The sequence below is a fragment of the Christensenellaceae bacterium 44-20 genome (assembly GCA_041223705.1).
GTDB lineage: Bacteria > Bacillota > Clostridia > Christensenellales > Christensenellaceae > QANA01.
Map to the genome: position 1 here is coordinate 757836 of JBCLQU010000001.1, position 20627 is coordinate 778462.

General features: G+C 54.2%; 23 protein-coding genes. 4 read left to right on the top strand and 19 right to left on the bottom strand.

The genetic code is table 11. The annotated features are described in order from the left end of the window. Nucleotides 1–12: 12 nt before the first annotated feature. From AALG83_04120 to yunB, 3 genes are all read right to left on the bottom strand, one after another. Nucleotides 13–270, bottom strand: a complete 258-nt coding sequence (locus AALG83_04120) for a thioredoxin family protein (GenBank protein ID MEY8382337.1) — start codon at nucleotides 268–270, stop codon at nucleotides 13–15. 71 nt (nucleotides 271–341) lie between these two features. After that, complete coding sequence (locus tag AALG83_04125) at nucleotides 342–1076, bottom strand: YebC/PmpR family DNA-binding transcriptional regulator (GenBank protein MEY8382338.1); 735 nt, start codon at nucleotides 1074–1076, stop codon at nucleotides 342–344. Nucleotides 1077–1142: 66 nt separating this feature from the next. Continuing rightward, nucleotides 1143–1790 carry a sporulation protein YunB gene (gene yunB / locus AALG83_04130; GenBank protein ID MEY8382339.1) on the bottom strand — a complete coding sequence of 216 codons (648 nt, stop codon included), beginning with the start codon at nucleotides 1788–1790 and terminating at the stop codon, nucleotides 1143–1145. A 265-nt stretch (nucleotides 1791–2055) separates the two neighbouring features. Here yunB and AALG83_04135 point away from each other — a divergent pair, with 265 nt between their 5' ends. Together AALG83_04135 and abc-f are read left to right on the top strand one after the other, a co-directional pair. Next, nucleotides 2056–4947: a transglycosylase domain-containing protein gene (locus AALG83_04135; protein MEY8382340.1), complete on the top strand. Its 2892-nt coding sequence runs from the start codon at nucleotides 2056–2058 to the stop codon at nucleotides 4945–4947. A gap of 295 nt (nucleotides 4948–5242) precedes the next feature. Next, nucleotides 5243–6703 carry an ABC-F type ribosomal protection protein gene (gene abc-f / locus AALG83_04140; protein MEY8382341.1) on the top strand — a complete coding sequence of 487 codons (1461 nt, stop codon included), beginning with the start codon at nucleotides 5243–5245 and terminating at the stop codon, nucleotides 6701–6703. 41 nt (nucleotides 6704–6744) lie between these two features. Here abc-f and AALG83_04145 read toward each other — a convergent pair whose 3' ends face one another. From AALG83_04145 to spoIVA, 14 genes are all read right to left on the bottom strand, one after another. Next, nucleotides 6745–7923, bottom strand: coding sequence for a S41 family peptidase (locus AALG83_04145; protein ID MEY8382342.1), 1179 nt, complete (start codon nucleotides 7921–7923; stop codon nucleotides 6745–6747). Next, nucleotides 7905–8525, bottom strand: coding sequence for a uracil-DNA glycosylase (locus AALG83_04150; protein ID MEY8382343.1), 621 nt, complete (start codon nucleotides 8523–8525; stop codon nucleotides 7905–7907). Before AALG83_04150 ends, AALG83_04145 begins: the two co-directional genes overlap by 19 nt. Then, nucleotides 8522–9079, bottom strand: a complete 558-nt coding sequence (locus tag AALG83_04155) for a uracil-DNA glycosylase (GenBank protein MEY8382344.1) — start codon at nucleotides 9077–9079, stop codon at nucleotides 8522–8524. Before AALG83_04155 ends, AALG83_04150 begins: the two co-directional genes overlap by 4 nt. 50 nt (nucleotides 9080–9129) lie before the next feature. Further along, on the bottom strand, nucleotides 9130–9390 hold the full coding sequence (locus AALG83_04160; protein MEY8382345.1) for a pro-sigmaK processing inhibitor BofA family protein: 261 nt from the start codon (nucleotides 9388–9390) through the stop codon (nucleotides 9130–9132). 26 nt (nucleotides 9391–9416) lie between these two features. After that, on the bottom strand, nucleotides 9417–9671 hold the full coding sequence (locus AALG83_04165; GenBank protein MEY8382346.1) for a DUF2508 family protein: 255 nt from the start codon (nucleotides 9669–9671) through the stop codon (nucleotides 9417–9419). Between the two features lie 69 nt (nucleotides 9672–9740). After that, the gene (gene recR, locus AALG83_04170) at nucleotides 9741–10334 is read right to left on the bottom strand and encodes a recombination mediator RecR (GenBank protein ID MEY8382347.1); all 594 of its coding nucleotides are present in this window, start codon (nucleotides 10332–10334) and stop codon (nucleotides 9741–9743) included. Nucleotides 10335–10336: 2 nt separating this feature from the next. Next, nucleotides 10337–10684 (bottom strand): YbaB/EbfC family nucleoid-associated protein, encoded by a 348-nt coding sequence (locus AALG83_04175; protein ID MEY8382348.1) that lies wholly within the window; start codon nucleotides 10682–10684, stop codon nucleotides 10337–10339. Between the two features lie 22 nt (nucleotides 10685–10706). After that, nucleotides 10707–12260, bottom strand: coding sequence for a DNA polymerase III subunit gamma/tau (dnaX, locus tag AALG83_04180; protein ID MEY8382349.1), 1554 nt, complete (start codon nucleotides 12258–12260; stop codon nucleotides 10707–10709). 461 nt (nucleotides 12261–12721) lie between these two features. Beyond that, nucleotides 12722–13600 (bottom strand): DegV family protein, encoded by an 879-nt coding sequence (locus AALG83_04185; protein MEY8382350.1) that lies wholly within the window; start codon nucleotides 13598–13600, stop codon nucleotides 12722–12724. A gap of 55 nt (nucleotides 13601–13655) precedes the next feature. Further along, complete coding sequence (locus AALG83_04190; protein ID MEY8382351.1) at nucleotides 13656–14387, bottom strand: PHP domain-containing protein; 732 nt, start codon at nucleotides 14385–14387, stop codon at nucleotides 13656–13658. Nucleotides 14388–14497: 110 nt separating this feature from the next. Continuing rightward, on the bottom strand, nucleotides 14498–15358 hold the full coding sequence (locus AALG83_04195; protein MEY8382352.1) for a DNA glycosylase: 861 nt from the start codon (nucleotides 15356–15358) through the stop codon (nucleotides 14498–14500). A gap of 65 nt (nucleotides 15359–15423) precedes the next feature. Continuing rightward, on the bottom strand, nucleotides 15424–15678 hold the full coding sequence (gene rpmA / locus AALG83_04200; protein ID MEY8382353.1) for a 50S ribosomal protein L27: 255 nt from the start codon (nucleotides 15676–15678) through the stop codon (nucleotides 15424–15426). A gap of 39 nt (nucleotides 15679–15717) precedes the next feature. Further along, nucleotides 15718–16023, bottom strand: coding sequence for a 50S ribosomal protein L21 (gene rplU, locus AALG83_04205; GenBank protein ID MEY8382354.1), 306 nt, complete (start codon nucleotides 16021–16023; stop codon nucleotides 15718–15720). Between the two features lie 309 nt (nucleotides 16024–16332). Beyond that, the gene (gene spoIVA / locus AALG83_04210; GenBank protein MEY8382355.1) at nucleotides 16333–17808 is read right to left on the bottom strand and encodes a stage IV sporulation protein A; all 1476 of its coding nucleotides are present in this window, start codon (nucleotides 17806–17808) and stop codon (nucleotides 16333–16335) included. Nucleotides 17809–17867: 59 nt separating this feature from the next. Between spoIVA and AALG83_04215 the strand changes: the two genes are divergently transcribed. Further along, the gene (locus AALG83_04215; GenBank protein ID MEY8382356.1) at nucleotides 17868–18068 is read left to right on the top strand and encodes a hypothetical protein; all 201 of its coding nucleotides are present in this window, start codon (nucleotides 17868–17870) and stop codon (nucleotides 18066–18068) included. Then, nucleotides 18065–18451 (top strand): hypothetical protein, encoded by a 387-nt coding sequence (locus AALG83_04220; protein ID MEY8382357.1) that lies wholly within the window; start codon nucleotides 18065–18067, stop codon nucleotides 18449–18451. Before AALG83_04215 ends, AALG83_04220 begins: the two co-directional genes overlap by 4 nt. 154 nt (nucleotides 18452–18605) lie before the next feature. Here the strand turns inward: AALG83_04220 and plsY are convergent, their stop codons facing one another. Next, nucleotides 18606–19229 (bottom strand): glycerol-3-phosphate 1-O-acyltransferase PlsY, encoded by a 624-nt coding sequence (plsY, locus tag AALG83_04225; GenBank protein ID MEY8382358.1) that lies wholly within the window; start codon nucleotides 19227–19229, stop codon nucleotides 18606–18608. Between the two features lie 62 nt (nucleotides 19230–19291). Then, nucleotides 19292–20623 carry a ribosome biogenesis GTPase Der gene (gene der, locus AALG83_04230; protein MEY8382359.1) on the bottom strand — a complete coding sequence of 444 codons (1332 nt, stop codon included), beginning with the start codon at nucleotides 20621–20623 and terminating at the stop codon, nucleotides 19292–19294. Nucleotides 20624–20627: the final 4 nt, after the last annotated feature.

Here is a 20627-nt window from a genome sequence, read left to right on the forward strand (position 1 = left end):
AGTATGGCATTTTTAGTCTGCTTTATCCTGGTTTGCCTCTTCAAAAGCCCGGCGGATTTCCTTTTCCGTGCATGCGCCGTGAAAAACGCGCTTCTCGCCGATAAATCCGGCGGGCAGGAAATAGAAATCGTAGGGCTCGCTCTCTTTTGTATCGCTTCCAATCCGGCAGATATGCACTTCCGGATATTCTTTTTGCACTATTTGGATCAGTTTTTCTGCCTCCTCGCAATAGGGGCAGCCTTCCTCCATAATGACCGTTATCTCTTTCATAGCAGTCCCCTTGTTTCGGCAAAATAAAACCTGCCAAAGTTTGGCAGGTTATGTAAGGCCAAATTATTTTTCTACTCTTCATCCAGCTGGGCGTTGTGATAAACGTTTTGAACGTCGTCATTGTCCTCCAACATATCCAGCATCGCTTCCACGCTCTCCTGCTGCTCCGCCGTCAGCTCAACGCTCGTCTGGGCAATTTTATCCATCTCTGCCGAGAGGAACGCATATCCCGCCGCCTCCAGCGCTTCGCGCACCTGAGAGAAATCCGCCGGATCCGTCAGAATCTCATAAACGCCGTCTTCCGCGTTAAAATCTTCTGCGCCTGCATCCAGAGCCGTCATCATCAGCTCCTCTTCCGAAACGCCCTCGCTCTGCTCAACGGTAATCACGCCCTTGGCGTCAAACATCCAGGCGACGCATCCTGTCGTCCCAAGCGAGCCGCCGTTTTTGGAAAGCGCATGCCGGATTTCCGCCGCCGTGCGGTTCTTATTGTCCGTCAAAACGTCGATAATCACCGCGACTCCGCCCACGCCATAACCTTCGTAAGTGATATTTTCATAGTTGATATTTCCAAGCTCGCCCGATGCCTTTTTGATGGCCCGATCGATGTTATCGTTAGGCATGTTGTTTGCCTTTGCCTTCGCAATGGTATCGCGCAGCCTTGGGTTCATACTCGGGTCCGGGCCTCCGCCTTCCTTCACGGCCACAGCAAGCTCACGGACAATTTTCGTGAAAACCTTGCCTCTTGCCGCATCGGTCTTTTCCTTTTTGCGTTTGATCGTCGCCCACTTGGAATGCCCTGACATAAATAGAAACACCTCAACTCTTTTAAGAAATAATCCGATTTATTCTATCACATCGCCATTCAGTTTTCAAGGTGTCAGATCGATAAAGCCCCGGGCGCCGTCCAGATTCGCATAAGACTGCGGCACCGTCCCCACAATAATCGCATCTGCGATGAGCACCTGGCTCTCGATATGCACGCTCTGGCTGGAGCGGCCAACCACCAGCGCCATATCGCTTTTTAGTACCATGTAAATTTTGTAGCGCGTCTGGTTAATCCCCGCAGCATAAAACTCAGTGAAATACTCCGCGCTCACTGCGCCCATGGGCAAAACGCCAATCCGAATATCCGGCCCCTTGCCGGAAAACAGCCGCGAGCCTATGGCGTTGCCCAGCGGAATGGGAATTTTGTCCCGCTCCAGCTGCGCGATCTTCTCCTGCGCCAGTTCCACGCATTCATAGACAATCTGGTTCATCTCAGCCGCATCTGCGCTCACCATCACCACTCTCCCCTGCTCATCCTTCTCTATTTTGAGCAAATCCCTGGCCGGGTAGTGCTTTTGCAATACTTCGCTGACGGATGTGTTCATGATGGAAATCGCAATATTGTTCAGCTGCGCCTCTCCCTGCACCAGCAGGTTTTCCCGCAGCCCCCAGTCGAGATAGAAATACAAAGCCAGCAAAAACAACATCAGCGCGCCTAAAGCCAGCAGACGCTTCGCTCTTTTCTTCTTCATACCCCTCCCCTCCTGCCCGCCGTGCCAAGCTGGGCGCGATTGTAAATTTTCGGTATAATGTTTCGCCTTTCCTATCTATCTATGCTATAATATGCTGTATATAATTCTAAGTTCTCTTAATTAGGAGGAATCCATGAGCAAAGCAAAAAAATCTCCTGGCTTTTCCCGGAACATATCCCGTTTCTTTCAACATATCCAAAGCTGGTTCCGCGCTCTGTTTTCTAAGTGCAGGCGTTTCTTCTCCTCGCTGTTTTCTCGGGGCGGCGTGAATCAGCCTTCCGCTTCCCGGCCCATATCCGGATCACCTGCCGCCAAATCCGGCGCGCAGAAACCGGAAGAGGGCTCCACCATCGTGTTTAACTCCAAGGAGCTGAAACAGGCCAGCCAAAAATCTCGCGCATCGGGCAGCAAAGCCAGCAGCCAAAAAGCTGCGCCCGCGTCTCTGTTTTGTCCGCGGAAAAAGAAATCCTCCTATGTGCTCGGCACGATCATCACCACAGCCAAACTCTTCGGCCTGGCGCTGCTCGTCTTTATGGCGGCGGGCATCGGCGCCGTTTTCGGTGTCGCCAATGCCTATCTTGGGACGACGCCGGATCTCGATTTAGAGGTGCTGGCAGATAGTGCGCTGACCTCCTATATCTACGATGCCAACGGCAATCTCATTACCACCTATTCCGGAACGGAAAACCGCGAATATGCCTCTTTGGATGAAATTCCTCTCCAGCTTCAGCAGGCCGTTATCGCCGTCGAGGATGTGCGCTTCTATCATCATAACGGCATCGATCTTAAGCGCATTTTAGGCTCGTTTGTCGGCAATATGTCCAGCGATAAAACCAGCGGCGGCTCCACCATCACGCAGCAGCTCATCAAAAACCAGCTTCTCTCCTCCGAGCGCTCCTATAAGCGCAAAATTCAGGAGGCAAGCCTGGCCATTCAGCTGGAAAAAGAATACAGCAAGGATCAGATTCTGGAGGCCTATCTCAATACCATCCCCCTTGGCGGCACGATCTACGGCGTCAAAGTCGCCGCAAAGGATTATTTCGGCAAGGAGCTGAATGAACTCACGCTGCGCGAGTGCGCCTGCCTGGCCGGCATCACGCAGTATCCCTGGCTGTATAGCCCGCGCCGCGCCTATTACGTCTATAAAGATCCCACAGAGCTGAACAAACGCATCAAAAAAGTGCTCGAGAGCATGTATACCGCCGGCTATATTTCTTTGGACGAGATGAACGAGGCGCTGAACGACGAATTCACCGTGCTGGAGAAAAGCTCCGCCAGCGAGATTTACGATATGCCGCATTTTGTAGAGTACGGCATTCACGACGTGGTAACGCATCTGCTCAAGGCGCGCGGCCTGGAGGATACGGCGCAAAACCGATCCGCCATTCAAAATGAGCTGCGCACCAAAGGCTATTCCATCTATCTGACGGTCGATCCGGATGTCCAGCATAAATTGCAGGATACGGTTGCCAACTACGATGGCTACTATCGTTTTTCCGCCAAAGACAGCGTCGTCAAGCAGCCTGGCCCCAATGGGACGACGATTGAAATCCGCCAGCCCCAGGCCGCCGCTGTTATCATCGATCATAAGACCGGCCAAATCAAAGGCATGGTGGGCAGCCGGGATGTCCCGACGGCGCGCCTGCTCCAAAACCGCGCATATCAAAGCCGCATGCCTGTGGGATCCTCCATCAAGCCTTTGGCTGTCTATGGCCCGGCTTTTGAGAAGGGCCTTGGCCTTGGCAGCATGATCCCCAATATCAAAGCGCGCATTCCCGGCTGGGGTACGGATGAAGGCTATCCTACCACCAGCCACGGCAAGAGCTATGGGCCAACGACCATCCGCAAAGGTATCACAAGCTCGCTCAACATCGTCGCCGCGCGCACTTTAGTGGATTACGTCAGCGTCGATACCTCCTATGATTATCTGATGGCGCTGGGTATCAGCCCCGATGCTATCAATAAAGATGGCATTGGTCTCGCCCTTGGAACCAGCGGCATCTCCACTCTGGAAATGGCCGGCGCCTATTCCTGCATCGCCAACGGCGGCGAATACCGCGAACCCATGGCGTTCACAAAGGTTGTAGATAAGAATGGCAATGTCATTCTAGATGCAGAAGATGTTCAGGAGGTGCGTCAGGTGTTCAAGCCCTCCACAGCCTTTATGCTCGTAGAAGCGCTCAAAAACGCTGTGCAGTCCGGAACCGGAACCAACGCCCGCATCAGCGGCTTTACCGTTGCCGGAAAAACCGGCACCAACCACAGCAACCGCGGCATCGCTTTCTCCGGCATGACGGGCTACTATACCAGCTCGCTCTGGATCGGCCATGATGAATATAAGCAAATGCCCGGGCAACAAGGCAGCAAGGCGGCTATCCTATGGCAGCGCTATATGAAGGCCATTTTGGAAGGCAAGGAGGATCGGCCCATTTTAGAGGGCGACGCTTCGGATTACGGCGTTACGCGCTATACCGTCTGCGGCGTTTCCGGATTAAAATGCACGGATGCATGCAGCGCCGATACCTTCCATCCCCCGGTAACCGACTATTTCGCCGCCGGGGATGCGCCAACCGAAGTCTGCAATATGCATTCTTCTTCCGCTAAAATCTGTGCGGAGGGCAACTGCGCGCCCGGGCCCTACTGCCCCGAAACTTCGATTCAGAGCGTCAGCGGTGTCGTCATCCCGGGGGATAGCCCGTATGCACAGCTGGGCGAGGAATCTCTTGCCGGGATTTTCCCCAACCTGGTTACCGGCGCTTCTTCCGATGATTCTCCGGAGGCCCCGCCCACAGGCGAATGCCCGGTGCATACCGAGCAATGGGCGCTGGAGCAATCCGGAATGCCCACGGCCATTTCCGAGGCAAATGCTGCCATCGAAGAGGCTGAGCTCTACTTATATACCGAAGGGCGCTTGAGCCAGACCCAGAAGAACCGCCTGATCTCGCTGATTACCGCCGTAAGAAACGCGCTCAATGCCAGCGAGGATACCAAATCCGTCGCGGCAATTCAGGCGGCGACGAATAATTTGCTGTCCGCGAAACGCGAAATGCAGGCCTCCTTTGCCGAGCCTTCCCCATCGCCGTCGCCCAGCACCTCGCCGTCTCCATCGCCTAGCGACTCGTCCTCCCCGGAGCCTTCCCCATCGTCCAGCCCTTAACCCCCCGTCTAAACTTCAAAGCCGAAGGAAAATTTCCTTCGGCTTTTTTCGTTCACTGCAAAACCTCCAAATTTTGCTTTCGCCTGCATTGCCCTGGCAAGCGCCCTGTGCTATAATCAAATCGGTCTCCTGCCCAAAAGCAGCCGGCCAAATCTTTGAATGGAGGACCTGGAACATGCGCCTGATTCTTACAGTTTACGGCAAATAGCAGCGGCATCAGGTGAGATAGAATCCCCCCTCTCCAATCACCGCAGTGCCGCGTTTGCCCCAAAAAGGCAAAGGAGGTAATGCATTTATGTCAATGATTCGAGTGGAAGATTTATCGTTTTCCTATTCTTCCAGTTACGACCCTATTTTTGAACACGTCAGCTTCACAATTGATACCGATTGGAAGCTGGGCTTTGTCGGCAGAAACGGCCGGGGAAAGACCACGTTTCTCAATCTCCTGCTTGGCAAATACGAGTATAGCGGTAAAATCATCTCTTCGGTTCCATTTGATTATTTCCCCTATTCCATTTCAGATCCAAGCCAGCTCACTATCGACGCGCTCTGGGCAGTCTGCCCCATGGCCGAAGAATGGGAGCTGCTCCGAGAGCTCTCCTATCTGGATGTCGATGCGCAGATTCTCTGGCGTCCGTTCGAGACGCTCTCAAACGGCGAGCAAACCAAGGCACTGCTGGCCGCGCTCTTTCTAAAGCAAGGGCGCTTCCTGCTCATCGATGAGCCAACCAATCATCTGGATGCCAAGGCCCGGGAAATCGTCGCCGCTTATTTGCAAAAGAAAAAGGGCTTTATTTTGGTCTCGCACGATCGCCGTTTCCTTGATTCCTGCGTGGATCATATCCTCGCCCTGAACCGAGCCAATATCCAGGTGCAGAGCGGCAATTTCTCCTCCTGGATGGAAAACTTCCGCCATCAGCAGGAAGCCGAGGCCGCGCAAAACGAACGGCTCAGGCGCGATATCAAAAGGCTCAAAGCCTCCGCCCGGCAAAGCGCCGTGTGGTCGGATCGCGTGGAGGCATCCAAAAGCGGCGCAGCAGACAAGGGCTTTGTCGGGCATAAAGCCGCAAAGATGATGAAGCGCTCCAAAGCCATCGAGGCGCGGCAGGAAAAGGCCATCGAGCAAAAATCCCAGCTGCTCAAAAATGCGGAGAGCGCAGAAAATCTGAAGCTGCATCCGCTGGTGCATCACGCCGGCATTTTGGCCCGCTTTGATGAGGTCGCCCCTGTCTATGGCGGCGGAGCCGTCTGCTCTCCCCTCTCCTTCGCGATCCGGCAAGGCGATCGCGTCGCCCTGCAAGGCAAAAACGGGAGCGGCAAAAGCAGTCTGCTCAAATTGATTCTGGGCTCGCCCATCCAGCATACCGGAACGCTCTCCCTCGCTTCCGGGCTGGTTTTCTCCTACGTCAGCCAGGATACTTCGCATCTGTGCGGAAGTCTGTCTGCCTATGCGCGGGAAAACCAGATCGATGAAAGCCTGTTCAAAGCTCTGCTCCGCAAAATGGATTTTGAGAGAGTGCAGTTTGAAAAGGATATGGCGGAATTTTCCGGCGGCCAGAAGAAAAAAGTGCTCATCGCCAGAAGCCTGTGCGAGAGCGCGCATATCTATATTTGGGATGAACCGCTGAATTTTATCGATATCTATTCGCGCAGGCAAATCGAAACGCTCATCGCCGCGTATGCGCCAACCATGCTCTTTGTCGAGCATGATGCCGCGTTTTGCAGCGCCGTCGCGACAAAATCCATTCAGCTCTAAACAAAAAAGCTGGCAGGTTCTCTGCCAGCTTTTCTTATTGCTTATTGCATCCCAAGCAACTCTGCCGCTTTTGCAAGAATGGTCATCTGCTCCTCGGCATCCGCATCGCTGTATTCCACATCCGGAATCACACCATTTTTATCGATCTCTGCCCCACCTGCCGTGCAGTATTTTCCCGTTACGAGCTTGACCACATTTCCCGTAGAGGGCACTTCGAAGAAGGAAGTCATAACCGCTCTGCCCATGGTCTTTCCGCCCAAAACCTGCGCCCTGCCGCGCTCCTGCAATGCCGCGGCAAATACCTCGCTCACGCCTTCCGTCTGCCCATCCGTCAGAATGACAATCGGCTTGTCGTAATCCACGCTTTTAGAGGATTTCCATGTGATGCTCACCTTCTCCCTTCCCATCACATAGGCGATCTGCCCCTCATCCAAAAGCAGGTCGGCGATCTCCATCGCCTGGCTGATATTCCCGCCTTGGTTACCCCGCAAATCGATAACCACCCCTTGAGCGCCTTCGCCCTCTATCGCCGCAATGGCCTTCTTAAAATCGTCCACAGCGCTGCCTGAAAATTCCACGATATTGACGTATCCCACCTTCGCATTGACCATATCCGTCATGACCATCTGCATGTCCGTTACCCTACGCGGCAGCTCAACCTCTCTGCTCTCCTGGCCGGATTGCAGTGTAATCTTGGCCTTCGTGCCCTCAATGCCCCGGATGCGGCCCAAAACGCCGTCAATATCCATATCGCGCGTGTCCTTCTCATCCACGCGAAGAACCCGATCCCCTGCCGCAATTCCCGCATCATATGCCGGCGTGCCCGGGAAAACCTGCCGCACAACCGGGTAATCATCTCCATCCTTGCGCAGCAGCATCCCAAGGCCAATATAGCTCCCTGCGCTCTTTTCATCGAAATAGCGGTAATCCTCCTCCGTATAGAAGGCGGAATGCCCGTCTCCCAAGTGCTCCACCATGCCGGAAAGCGTTCCATTTAGAAGCTCTTCTGCCTGCACATCGCGGATATAGTATTCGTCTATCATGCTCTTGACTTTTTCCAGCTCGAAATACTTCATCAGTTCTTCATAGCTCTGGCCTTTCAAATAAAGCTCGCCGCGTTCGATGCTTTTGGTCGTGAAGTAGTAAGTGAGCAGTGAAGCAATGAGCGCTGTCGACAGCACTGCGATAATAACGAGGTATATCACCTTTTTTCGTTCCATTCTTCTGCCTCCCGCTTTAATTCCTCTATACTAGCCGATTTGTCCCTTTTTGTCAAATAAGCGCGCAGCCGGGCCAAATCCTCGGCATATGTCTGCCTTAATTTCGGATTGTAAATAATGCTGGCCGGGTGATAGAGCGCAAAAACAGTTTTACCGTCCGCCGTCAGCGCTTCCCTCCCGTGATACTGCCCAATCCTGGCCTCCCTTCCCAGCATAGCCTGCAAGGCGATATTGCCCAAAGTCAGAATCAGCCGCGGGCTCACCTGCTCAATCTCCGCCTTCAAATAAGGAGTGCAAAGCGCGATCTCCTGCTGCGTGGGCGGCCGGTTGGAGGCCGTCCCCTTGGGGCTGATGCGCACCGGCCGGAATTTCACGACGTTGGTCAGGTAAAGCTCCTCCCGGGCCAGCCCCGTCGCCTCTAAGAAGGAATCCAGGTTTCTGCCTGCCTTGCCCACGAACGGCCGCCCAGCCTGCACCTCCTCCCTGCCCGGCGCCTCTCCGATGAGCATGATCTGCGCGCTTTGATTCCCAGAACCCAAAACAAGCTCCCCCTTCCCCTGGGCGAGCGTCTGCAATCGCTTGTGCTGCCAGGAAAGATTCATACGCCTTCCTCCAGCACTTTTTTAATTATTTTGAAATCTTCCCAGGCATCCCGCTTGAGATCCGGGTTGCGCAGCAGCGCAGAGGGATGATATGTCGGAATGAGCACAAAACTCTTGCGCCGGAAAACCTGCCCGTGCAGCCGCGTGATGCCCTGCTTTTCCCCCAGGAGATTCTGGCAGGCGATGCGCCCCAGCAGGACGATCACCTTCGGGTGCACATAGCGCACCTGTTCGCGCAGATACCCCATGCAGGCCTGGGCATATTCCGGCTTCGGATCGGCATTATAAGGCGGGCGGCATTTGACGATATTGGCAATATAGACATCCTCCCGCCTTAAATCAATGGCCGCGATCATCTTGTCCAAAAGCTGCCCCGCCGGGCCCACGAAGGGGCGGCCTGTCCTATCCTCCTGCTCCCCCGGCCCCTCGCCGATGAACATCACGCCGGATTTCGCGCTTCCCTCTCCAAAAACCACGTTCCTTCGCGTCTTTGCCAGAGCGCAGGCCTGGCAGTTTTGCGCCGCCTCATAAACCTCTCGAAAGTTTCGATACATTTCCCGCTTTTCTCCCGTTTCTCTTGCCTCTATTATAGCAAAAAACGGGATTAAAGCAAAATCAGGCGGATCAAAAATAACAGTAGAACGCCCGGAAGGCCGAGCAGGCCGACAATCATCGCGTTGACCGGCGTCAGCGCAATGCCGATGGAAAACTGCGCCAAAATCAGGTTGAGCAGCGCCAGCGCCGCACCGCCTAAAATCGAGTTGAAGAGCAGCCGCAGGAGCCATTTCATCGAAAGCAGTAATGTTCCAATCAAATAGAGCAATGCCAGCCCAATGGCAAAGTATATCACTGCTTCCCAGTTCATGCGTCAGCCCCCTCCTCTATCTCACATCATGCCTGCTCTTGCTGTTCCAATAGCGCTGGTTCCGGTTCCCGAAGCTTCGCGCTCTTCATATCCTGGCGCAATAGGCCCAGCAAATAAAGGTATTTCTTTTTCGCCGCCTCCAGATCGTAGATCGCGAAATCCACCAGCGCAGGATCCGAAGCATGGTTTAAAAATTCCTCTGCCGCTTTCCACGCGGCCAGTGCCCGGCGCGCCTCCTCCTTGAGCCTCATATCCTGTTTTTCCATTTTGTTTTCAAACATAAAAAATCACCTGCACTATATATATTTGCCTTACAGGTGATTCTTTCCAATTTTTCCAAAAATATTCTTTTAGAACTCCGTGCGCCCCTCGATGGATTTCATCAGCGTAACGTCGTCTGTGTATTCCAGCTCGCCGCCCACAGGCACGCCATGAGCAATGCGCGTTACTTTGATGCCCAGCGGCGTCAATAGCCGAGAGAGATAGACGGCCGTCGCCTCCCCCTGAACGTCCGGGTTGGTCGCCAAAATCACTTCTCGTACGCCCTCTTTGGCTCTGTTCAGCAGTTCCTTGATGCGCAGATCGTCCGGGCCAATGCCGTCCAGCGGAGAGATCGTCCCGCCCAGCACGTGGTAAACGCCCCGATATTCCCCTGCCCGTTCGATGGCCATCACATCTCTGGAATCCCGCACGACGCAAATCGTGCCGGTATCCCGCCGGTCATCCTCGCAAATGTAGCACTTTTCCCGATCCGTCAAATTGCCGCAGACCGAGCAGTAGCGCACGGCCAGCCGCGCCGCATAGAGATCCTGCGCAAATGCCTTGACTTCCTCCGGCTCCATATCGATCACATGATAAGCCAGCCGCGCCGCACTCTTGGGGCCGATGCCCGGAAGCCGGGCAAACCATTCGGCCAGCTTATTCATGGCCTCAATTCCAAACATGCCTAAAATAGCCCCCCAAGGTTCATCCCGCCGGTAACTTTCGCCATCTCCTCTTCCGAGAGCTGTTCCGCCTTGGCCATCGCCTCGTTGACGGCCGCGATGATGAGATCCTGAAGCATCTCGATGTCGTCCGGGTCCACAACTTCCTGCGCGATCGTCAGGTTCTTGAGCACTTTCTTGCCAGATACCACCGCGCTGACGACGCCGCCTCCCGCGCTGGCCTCCACTTCCTTCTCTTCCAGCTCTTCCTGCACCCGCGCAATATTGGCCTGCATTCTCTGCGCCTGCTGCATCATATTCTGCATCCCGCCGCCCATACCCGGCCGGAATCCTCCGCTTCTCTTTGCCATATTCAAAAACTCCTTACTCGTTTTAATCTATTATATCAATAGTGTCTTCCTGATACAACTCTTCCTGTGCGCTTTCCTGCTGAATCTGCAGGCCGATTTTCCTGCCCAGCTGCTCTTCCAGCACTTTCTCGATCTCCGCCTTGAGTCCGCTGCCCTCAAACATGCGAAGCATCGCCGGGTTACCGCCGGCCAGCGTCAGCTGCATCCGCGTCTCGGCCACCGGCCGCATTCCGCTCAAAAACGGCTTGGCGCTCGGGTTCTTGGCGCAGTATTTCTGCATGGCCTTCCATGCCTCCCCCTCTTCCGGCAGAGTTTCCGGGATTTCCGCTTTGGGCTCACTTTCCCTCGCCGGCTCTTCCACCTGCGCCGCCTTAGGTTCTACCCGCTTTTTCTGCTCTGCCTGCGCCGCCGCTGGCCTTGCACTGCTCACTCCAACAGCAACGCCGCCCTGCTCCAGCTGCGCCAGCTTGCGCTCCAGCTTTTCAATGCGGTATTCCAGCGCCGAGCTGTCCGTCTCCCCTTCCGGGAGCAGGAAGCGCAATACCGCGCTCTCCAGCACAATCTGCGGCTTTGCCGCAAACCGAATGCTGCCCTGTGCCGCCGAAAAAATCTCAACCCCGCGCAGCAAGGTCTTTTTGCCCATCTTGCCGCCGGCCTGCCAGAGCGGGCTCTGCTCCTCCGCCCCTGAAACAGCCTCTAACAACATCTTATGAAAACAGTCCAGCATCTGCCCCACCAAAATACCGGCCTCGATTCCGCCGTCTAAAATGGCCGTCAGCTGTGCAAGCGCGGCGCGCTCATCATATTCCGCCATGGCCGCTATCAGGGCGTAGAGCGCCGTATAACCGGCGTAACCCAGAACCTGGGAGACTAGTTCCTCATCAATCTCGCTGGAAAAGGAACAGCATTGATCGAGAATGGTCAGCGCATCTCTCAGCGCACCGTCCGAGGCGGCGGCAATCTGCATGAGCGCGCTTTTCTGCGCCTTGACGCCCACGTTCTGTGCGACTTCTTCCAGCCTTGCGGCAATATCTCCTTCTTCAATGCGCCTGAAATCGAACCGCTGGCACCGGGAAAGCACAGTCTTTGGCAGCGCCGCCAGCTCGGTCGTCGCCAAAATAAAGACGACATGCGCCGGCGGCTCCTCCAGCGTCTTCAACAGCGCGTTGAAGGCAGAGCCCGTCAGCATATGCACCTCGTCGATGATGTAAACCTTGTATTTTCCTTTTGCCGGCAGCAGCCCTGCCTTATCCCGAATATCCCGGGCATTTTCCACGCTGTTGTTGGAAGCCGCGTCCATCTCGATGATGTCGATCATCGCGTCCTCCAGCGCGGCCTTGCAGTTTTCGCATTCCAGGCAAGGCTCCCCATCCTGCGGGTTCAGGCAGTTGAGCGCGCAGGCCAGAATCTTGGCTGTGCTCGTCTTGCCCGTGCCCCGGGGCCCGGAAAACAGATAGGCATGAGAGGGCTCCCCCGCGCTCACCTGGTTTTTGAGCACCGTCGCCACTACCTCCTGCCCCTTCAAATCCTCAAACCGGCGCGGCCGAAACCGCCGGTATAATGCTTTATGCGCCATGTCGTTCTCCTTCGGTTTTCTGACTCTATTATATCAAATCTGCGGGCAAATAAAAAGTCATCTAAGGATTCACCGCTCTTTTTCATTCCCACGGCTCCATATGCTCCAAGGCATATTTGCAGCATTGAAGGATCAGCAAATTAAAGGAAACATCATAATGCCATGCCGCTCGGTTGAGTTTTTCAAAGAGCGCCTCGGGAAAGCGGATACTCCTCGATAGGTTTGCACCCTTTAGCTCATTGTCGATTCGAAACAAAATATTATCCTCCGTTTCCTGCCTTGCCGGCATAGCGCAAGATCAAGATATTATCTTATTTGCGCTATCTGCCGCAGGCATGTTCCCTTTAGATAATAAACCATATTTTCTCCTTGCAGGTAGACCTGCGCGTTATCTAACGCGGCCATGCCATATATCCCGCAAAGAAAAAGAGGCCGCAACTGCGGCCTCTCTTCTTATCGCCTTACAGCGGGCGCTCCTTGCCCAGCATGAGCATGGCAAGTGCCCCCGGCCCCGCATGAACGCCAATGACCGGCCCAATATCCAAAAGCCAAATCTCATCGAACTTCATACGCTTTTGCATTTCTTCCTTGAGCGCCTGCGCCTGCTCCAGATTATCCGCGTGGCAGACTACCGCCAGCTCAGTAGAAATCTCCGGGTCATAGTTCTTTTCCGCCAAATCCGCCAGATAGCGGATGACTTTCTTCCTGCCCTTGACTTTATCAAAAGAGACGACTTTCCCCTCTTTGGTTACCGTTAAAATCGGCTTAAGATCCAGCAGAGAGCCCATCACGGATAAAACCGCCGAAAGCCGGCCCGTGCGCTGAAGATGCTTCAGGCTATCCACCGAGAAGAAGTGCAGCGCGTTAAGCTTATGCTGTTCCACCCACTCTTTGATCTCATCCAGGCTTGCCCCCTGCTCCTTCATCTTCTGCGCATGGCAGACCAGAAGACCGGAGCCCATGGCAATGCCCAGCGAATCTATCGTTTCGATGCGCGCATCCGGGTAATTTTCCAGCGCAGCTTTTTTGGCGACCTGCACCAAATCATAGTGCGCCGAAAGCCCGGAAGAAAAGCTGATGTATAAAATATCCTTGCCCTGCGCCAGCTGTTCTTCAAAGAAGTTCTGAATGTCGAGCGGCGGGCGCGTGGCAGTGGATGCCTCAGCCCCTGCCCTCAGCTTGTCGTAGAAGCCCTTGAAATCCGTCGCTCTGCCCAGATCAAAAAGCGCCTCCTGCCCGTCAATGGTGTAGGGCATCAAAAAAACCGGGAGCTCATGCGCATCCGCATACTGGTAGGGGATCTCGGAATCCGAATCCGCCATAACCACAAACTCTCTCATAAGTTCCTCCTTGGAAATTCATCATAAATTCTGCAATAAGTGCAGTGAATAAACACTATTCCGCAAGCGCCTCAATGCGCGCCTGCCGCTCTGCCAGATAGGCCTCGAAACTCTCCTTCGTCCTGCTGACGATGAGCTCCTCCGGGAAGCCCGCCGCCTCAATCTCTTCCAGCGCAGGCCCAAATTCGCCGATGCAGAAGCAGTTGTGCGAATCCGTCCCGACAGAGATGCGCACCCCATGCTTTTTGCAAAGCTGGACGAATTTCTGGCAGTTGGGGCGGCTCCCTTTTCTGGCCGTAAAGGAATGCCCATTGATTTCAATCAATTTATTCTGCTTTTTCGCCGCCAGGACGACCGCCTCAATATCGATCTTGAAAAACGGATTGCCCGGATGGCCGATAATATCGATATATGGGTTGTTCAGCGCCCCAATCATCGCATCCGTATCATGCGCCTGATCCACCGAGCAGATGACATTGTCGTGCAGTGATGCGATGGCGAACTCCACAAACTGCAAATAGCGCAGCGGCATATCCACCTCGCCCTTCTGGTTTACGATATTCGTCTCCGTGCCCCGGTAAATGCGGATACCCTCATATTCCTGCGGCACATCCCGCAGCAGACCCACGCAGGCCGCCGTCTGCACGCCCTCCATGCCGCCGCTGTGGTCGGTTACGACGATGCCGCTCAGCCCCTTTTTCTTTGCAAACAGAATGTTCTCTAGAAGTGTGGAATGGGCGTGGCCGGAAAGCACGGTATGCGTGTGCGTATCGATGTCGAGCTTCATAAAAATCCCCTCTTAAACTATAAATATATTTGAAAGGCTGCAAAAAGCCCTTTTTTCACTGTTTCGTGCCTATTATACACGATACGCCGTTTTTTGACAAATTTTAATTTCTATTCCTTCCGCTTGGCCTGGGTGCGCATATAGTGAAAGAGGTATTGCTGGGCCAGCCCGCCGTACGCTCCAAAATGCTCGGATGCAAACTGCAAAATCTCCCCATCGTTTTTTGGCTCAAATTTGTATAGCTTCCCCAGCATCCGCCGGATCCAGATGTCCGCCGGAAACGCCTCCCGCTTCTGGTAGGCAAAGAGCAAAATGCAGTCTGCCACTTTGGGGCCAACGCCGCTCAAAGTGCAAAGCTCGGCTCTGGCCGCGGCATAGTCCATCCCGTAAAACCGCTCCAAATCATATTCCTCTGCCACTTTGTGCGCCGTCTCCAGCACATACCGCGCCCGATATCCCGCGCCGCACGCCCGCAGCGCCTCCTCGCTCTGCCCAGCCAAAGCCTGAGGCGCTGGAAAAGCAAAACAGCCCGGCGCAATCTGCTCGCCTGCCAGCTCACACAGTTTTTTCACGATCCCCCGAATGCGCGCAATGTTGTTATTGGCGGATAAGATGAAGGTAATGATCGTCTCAAAAGGCTCCTGGCGCAAAATCCGAAGCCCGGCGCAGCATTGCGCCGCCTCCCGCAAAACAGCATCCGAAGAAAACCGCGCATCTTCCGGCGGGTAGCAGAAATCCAGATCAAAGTAGCCCTTCCAGATTGCCTCCATCTCCTCTGGCGTAACCGGAAAAAGCTCCATGCCGTTTGGGGTTTTTCTGCACCAAATCTGTCTGCTATAGGCGATGCCCCGGTAAGCGCCGGTCTCTTCCTGCTCAAAGCGGAAGGCCTGCCCGCAGTTGAAAATCAGCGCCGGGTCCATCTGTTCGCCTGTCAGAACCGCGCAGTCGTCTTTCCAAATAATTTCTACCATCTCAAAATTTCCCAGATCAAAAATGCCATCTTTGCTTGTGCAAAAATGGCATTTTCTGCTTTCCTTTACTGCGCGTAGACGCTGACCTGCTTCTTGTCTCTGCCCTTGCGCTCAAATTTCACGACGCCGTCCTGCAAGGCAAACAGCGTATCATCGCTTCCTTTGCCCACATTCACGCCGGGATAAATCTTCGTGCCTCTCTGGCGAACCAGGATGTTGCCAGCCAGCACAGCCTGGCCATCGCTTCTCTTGACGCCCAGACGCTTGGAAGCGCTGTCACGGCCGTTCTTCGTGCTTCCCATACCTTTCTTATGTGCCATTGCTATTCCACCTCACTTTTACCCGGTAATCACTCTTTTTTAGCCAATCGAGACAATCTCGACTCTCGTATAGGGCTGTCTGTGGCCCTGCTTCTTGCGGTAGCCAGTCTTGTTATGGAACTTGAAGACAATCAGTTTCTTTGCCTTATCCTGCGCGATCACCTTGCCGACGACCTTCACGCCTTCCACAACCGGTGCGCCAACCTGTGCCTTCTCGCCGTCTACGACCATCAGGGCATCAAAGCTGACTTCCTCGCCAACCTGTGCGTTCAGCTTCTCGACGTCGATAAATCTGCCAATCTCCGCCTTATACTGCTTTCCGCCTGTTTTCACGATTGCGTACATGTTAAGCTTCCTCCTCTTACCAGTCTCGCCGATGAGGTACCCCAGCGGGATTTTCAACCCTTCTCGTGCGGCTACCCTATTATCTTACACAAAACAATCCGCTTTGTCAACGGCTTTTTCTGCCAGCCGCGCCGTCGCAGAGCCTTTGGGCGCCTCCCAGCATGTGCCGGCTTCAAAATTGCCTGCCCCGCAGCCGTTTTGTATCGGGTAATTTTATCCTATCATGTTTCAGCTTCCTGTGCCACCTTTTTCTGCCCTGTTTTTTCCGCAGCAAAAAAGAAGGCCGAAGCCTTCCTTTTCGCTTTCCTCTTAGAGCAGAATGCAGAGCATACCGCCGTCTCCCTCGTTGACCATGCGGGAGAGCGTCTCCTGCATCTTTTCCCTGGCATCCTCAGGCAGGTTGCCCATTTTCCCGGAAAGCCCTTCCCGGATAATGTCATAGAGCGATTTGCCGAAAATATCCGTCTGCCAAATGGCCTCGCCCTTGTCGTATTCCTCCAGCAGATGGTTGAGAAAATCCTGGCTCTGCTCTTCGGTTCCCACAATCGGGCTGACTTCCGTCTCGACGTCCACCTGAACCAGGTGCATACTGGGGGCGCTGGCTCTCAGGCGCACGCCAAACTTATTGCCCTGCTGCATGAGCTCGGGCTTTTCCAGCCGCATCTCGGAAAGCACCGGCTGCACAACGCCGTAGCCCCTGCTCTGAACCTCGTGCATCGCGCTTTCAATCTTGTCATACTGCTGTTTTGCGCCGACCAGCGCCTTGACCACTTCCACCAAATGGCTGTCGTCTTTGATCTCCTGGCCGCATTCCTCGCCCAAAATCTGGTAGAACAGATCCCGCTTCACTTCCAGCTCAATATTGATCTGCCCATCGCCCAGCTGAATATCCTGAATGGCGATTTTATCCACATAGTCCGCGTCCTCAAAAGGCACGGTAAGCGCGGCAAAATCCTTCATCGCCGCAGCGCCTTCGCTGGCCGCCCCAAGCTTTTCCAGCACATCCGAAAGCAGCCAGTGATCCGGCGCCATCGAGCAGAGCCAGCTGGAAATGTGATAATTGATCTGCCGAATCGGGAATTCATAGAGCAGCTCGGAAAGAAGCGTGGAAATATCCTCTCTCTGCAAATTCAGCGCGTTAATCAGCGCAACCGAAACGCCGTATTTCTCCTGAAGCTGTTCGCGCAGCTCTTCCGCGGCAGAAGTCTCGGGATTGGCCGAGTTGAGCACGATGATAAACGGCTTGCCGATCTTTTGCAGCTCGCTCACCGCCCGCTCCTCCGCCTCGACATATGCCTCTCTGGGCAGATCCGTGATGCTGCCGTCCGTCGTCATGACGATGCCGACTGTCGCATGCTCGTCGATTACCTTCTGCGTCCCGATCTCCGCCGCCTGCTCAAAGGGGATATCGTGATCAAACCACGGCGTCTTGACCATCCGGGGAGCATCGTCCTCATCCTGGCCAATGGCGCCCGGAATCAGATAACCGACGCAGTCCACCATGCGCACATGCATCTTGGCCTTGTCGTCCAGGCTGATCTCGATGGCCTCTCCCGGGACGAACCTCGGCTGTGTGGTCATAATGCTCCGGCCGGCGCCGCTCTGAGGTAGTTCGTCGGTAACCCGTACTTTCTCATTCTCATCGCTGATGTTTGGCAGGACAAGCAGCTCCATCATCTTCGTGATAAAGGTAGACTTCCCCGTTCGTACCGGCCCCACAACGCCTATGTAGATCTCTCCGTTTGTTCTGGCTTCTATATCTTGATAAACGTTGAAATTCTCCATAGAAAACCTCCTCCATATTAACTGTTGTAATATATGCGGGAGATTTTGCGATTATTATCATGCTTTTGAGAGATTTCTCTGCTCTCCTGTTTCTCTTGCCCTTTCCAAACCCTGCGCAGGCCGGCAAATGGTCTCAGACGATGCCTCCGGCAGCCAGTCCGCCGCCCCGCAAAACCTCGCCTTTTGCATTGCCAAAAGGTATCAACATCGCAAAGAAAATATGCTATGATTATCAAAAAGATTATGAGGAGGAGCTATGAGGTTTTGCGGCATTTCAAGAGTATTCTCTACGGAGAATGCAGTCCAGTATACAGACATCGGGGAATACTGGGATTGGGTTTCTTCTCTCTATGGCAGGGAAAATATCAAAGGGCTCGGCTTTGGCTGGAGGGAGCATTCCATCGAATATGTGCTTGGAACAACCGATCACCCTCTCAAATTCGATATGGACAAGCTGAGAGAGAAATACCCTGATTGTGTCTATAAGGAAGTGGAACTTCCGGATTCAGGCTGGAAAACTTATGCTGGGCAGACAGAGAATTTAAGCGAGATGTACGGCGAAATCTATGAGGAAGGCCCCCTCAAATATGAAATCGAATCCTTCTTCGAGGATGGCTCATGTTCGCTTGAAATTTATAGATGATGGGAAGTTTTCTCCGCAGAGATGGGCAGGAGAGAAAACAGCGGAGCCATCTGCCAAGATAGGATGCCCCAGCGTGTCCTCGAAAATAAGGAAAACAAAAGCCGGCTTTGATGCAGAGCCCAGTAAAAATAAAAAAGCGCCGATTGGCGCTTTTTTATTCCTCACTGGTTTTCTTCTTTTTGGATCCGAAACTGAGCTTTCTCTCCTCGCCCTTTAGCAGGCGCTCAATATTGCCCCGGTGCCGCACCATAGCCAGTACCCAGAAAGCCGCATAGTTGATGACCAGCGGCAGATTACTCGGCTCCCTGCAAATCACAATCGCCGCCGCAATGGTTACGCCCAGCAGCGTCGAGAGCGAAACGATGCGCGTAATTGCAATCAGAGCCACGATGCCCAGCGCCAGCAAAAGCGCAGTCTGCGGAAACATAAAGAGAAATGCGCCAAACATCGTCGCAATTCCCTTGCCGCCGCGAAAGCCATAGTAAAGCGGCCAGTTATGCCCGAGCACCACGCAAACCGCCGCGATATGCATCCCCATATCGCCCGCGGCCAGCCAGCCCAGCCATGCGCAGAGCGTGCCTTTTGCCGCATCGAATAGGAAAGTCAGCAGGCCGGAAAGCCAGCCGAAAGTGCGCAGCATGTTTGTCGCGCCGGCATTGCCGCTTCCATAGTCGCGGATATCCTTTTTCTTGACGCCGTTTGAGATGATAATGGCAGAGGAAAGGCTTCCGATCAGATATGCGCCAACGGCCACCGCCAGATATACCAAAATATCCATAGAGCTACTCCAAAACTAAAGTCATGCGCTTTCATTATACAGCAGCCAGCGCAAATTGCAAGCTAAACCCCTTTTTCCTCTCCCCGCTCCCGGATGAGAATGCGGATGGGCGTGCCGGAAAAATCGAAGGATTTGCGGAAAAAGTTTTCCAGATAGCGCTGATAGGAGAAATGCATCAGCGGCTTGGAATTGACGAACAGCACGAACGTCGGCGGCGCCGCGGCCACCTGCGAGCCGTAGAAAATCTTCAGCCGCCTGCCCTTATCCGAGGGCGGCTCCACCGCCGTAACTGCATCGCGCAGACAGTCATTCAAAAGCCCTGTGGAGATGCGGCGCTGGGCGTTTTCATAAACCCGGTCCACCAAATCAAAGAGCTTGTCAACCCGCTGCCCGGTCTTGGCCGAAATATAGATTCTCGGCGCATACGTCATGAAGGAAAGCTCTGTGGCAATCTTCTTATTATAGCTCTCGATGGTGTAGGTATCCTTCTCGATGGCGTCCCATTTATTGACGGCGATGATCACAGCCTTGCCCTCGTCGTGCACATATCCCGCAATCTTGACGTCCTGCTCGGTAATCCCTTCATTCGCATCGATCATCACGACGACCACATTCGCCCGGCGCACGCTGGCCAGCGAGCGGATGACGCTGTACCGCTCGATGGATTCATCCTCGATGCGCGCCTTTTTGCGCATACCCGCCGTGTCCGTCAGCACATATTTTTTGCCGCCCCGATAGAAGACCGAGTCGATAGCATCCCGAGTCGTCCCGGGAATATCGCTGACGATGCTGCGCTCCTGCCCTAAAATCTTGTTGGTAATGGAGGATTTGCCCACATTGGGCTTGCCCACGAAGGCGACATAGCAGGCCTCTTCCTCCTCTTGATCCGCCCCTGCTTCCCCAAAGTGTGAGACGACCTCATCCAGCAGATCGCCCAGCCCGAGCCCCTGGGAGGAGGAGACGGCAAACACCTCGCCAATACCCAGCTGATAAAAATCGTAGACGGCCTCTTCGTCCGTCTGCGTCTCCACTTTGTTTACCACGACGATCACCGGCTTCTTTGTCCGGCGCAGCATCTCGGCCACTTCAAAATCCGCGGCCACCAGCCCCTCTTTTGCGTCCACAAAAAACAGGATGACGTCCGCCGCCTCCATGGCCAGCTCCGCCTGAAGCCGCATTTGCTTTAGGATAACATCTTCGCTTTTGGGCTCGATGCCGCCGGTATCCACCATCGTGAAGCTGTAATTGAGCCACTCGGCATCTTCAAAAATGCGATCCCGCGTTACCCCGGGAATATTCTCTACAATCGCCACCCGCCGCTTGCAGATTCGGTTAAAAAAGGTCGATTTGCCGACGTTTGGCCGGCCGACAATGGCGACCAGTGGTTTTGCCATAAAC

Coding starts and splice junctions, on each gene's coding strand:
- abc-f (MEY8382341.1), top strand. CDS start 5,243: ATGTCAATGATTCGAGTGGAAGATTTATCGTTTTCCTATTCTTCCAGT.
- dnaX (MEY8382349.1), bottom strand. CDS start 12,260: ATGGCGCATAAAGCATTATACCGGCGGTTTCGGCCGCGCCGGTTTGAG.
- AALG83_04125 (MEY8382338.1), bottom strand. CDS start 1,076: ATGTCAGGGCATTCCAAGTGGGCGACGATCAAACGCAAAAAGGAAAAG.
- AALG83_04145 (MEY8382342.1), bottom strand. CDS start 7,923: ATGGAACGAAAAAAGGTGATATACCTCGTTATTATCGCAGTGCTGTCG.
- der (MEY8382359.1), bottom strand. CDS start 20,623: ATGGCAAAACCACTGGTCGCCATTGTCGGCCGGCCAAACGTCGGCAAA.
- AALG83_04190 (MEY8382351.1), bottom strand. CDS start 14,387: ATGAAGCTCGACATCGATACGCACACGCATACCGTGCTTTCCGGCCAC.
- AALG83_04150 (MEY8382343.1), bottom strand. CDS start 8,525: ATGAATCTTTCCTGGCAGCACAAGCGATTGCAGACGCTCGCCCAGGGG.
- yunB (MEY8382339.1), bottom strand. CDS start 1,790: ATGAAGAAGAAAAGAGCGAAGCGTCTGCTGGCTTTAGGCGCGCTGATG.
- AALG83_04175 (MEY8382348.1), bottom strand. CDS start 10,684: ATGGCAAAGAGAAGCGGAGGATTCCGGCCGGGTATGGGCGGCGGGATG.
- AALG83_04185 (MEY8382350.1), bottom strand. CDS start 13,600: ATGAGAGAGTTTGTGGTTATGGCGGATTCGGATTCCGAGATCCCCTAC.
- rplU (MEY8382354.1), bottom strand. CDS start 16,023: ATGTACGCAATCGTGAAAACAGGCGGAAAGCAGTATAAGGCGGAGATT.
- AALG83_04120 (MEY8382337.1), bottom strand. CDS start 270: ATGAAAGAGATAACGGTCATTATGGAGGAAGGCTGCCCCTATTGCGAG.
- AALG83_04160 (MEY8382345.1), bottom strand. CDS start 9,390: ATGAACTGGGAAGCAGTGATATACTTTGCCATTGGGCTGGCATTGCTC.
- AALG83_04220 (MEY8382357.1), top strand. CDS start 18,065: ATGAGGTTTTGCGGCATTTCAAGAGTATTCTCTACGGAGAATGCAGTC.
- AALG83_04215 (MEY8382356.1), top strand. CDS start 17,868: ATGCTTTTGAGAGATTTCTCTGCTCTCCTGTTTCTCTTGCCCTTTCCA.
- AALG83_04195 (MEY8382352.1), bottom strand. CDS start 15,358: ATGGTAGAAATTATTTGGAAAGACGACTGCGCGGTTCTGACAGGCGAA.
- spoIVA (MEY8382355.1), bottom strand. CDS start 17,808: ATGGAGAATTTCAACGTTTATCAAGATATAGAAGCCAGAACAAACGGA.
- AALG83_04165 (MEY8382346.1), bottom strand. CDS start 9,671: ATGTTTGAAAACAAAATGGAAAAACAGGATATGAGGCTCAAGGAGGAG.
- AALG83_04155 (MEY8382344.1), bottom strand. CDS start 9,079: ATGTATCGAAACTTTCGAGAGGTTTATGAGGCGGCGCAAAACTGCCAG.
- recR (MEY8382347.1), bottom strand. CDS start 10,334: ATGTTTGGAATTGAGGCCATGAATAAGCTGGCCGAATGGTTTGCCCGG.
- plsY (MEY8382358.1), bottom strand. CDS start 19,229: ATGGATATTTTGGTATATCTGGCGGTGGCCGTTGGCGCATATCTGATC.
- rpmA (MEY8382353.1), bottom strand. CDS start 15,678: ATGGCACATAAGAAAGGTATGGGAAGCACGAAGAACGGCCGTGACAGC.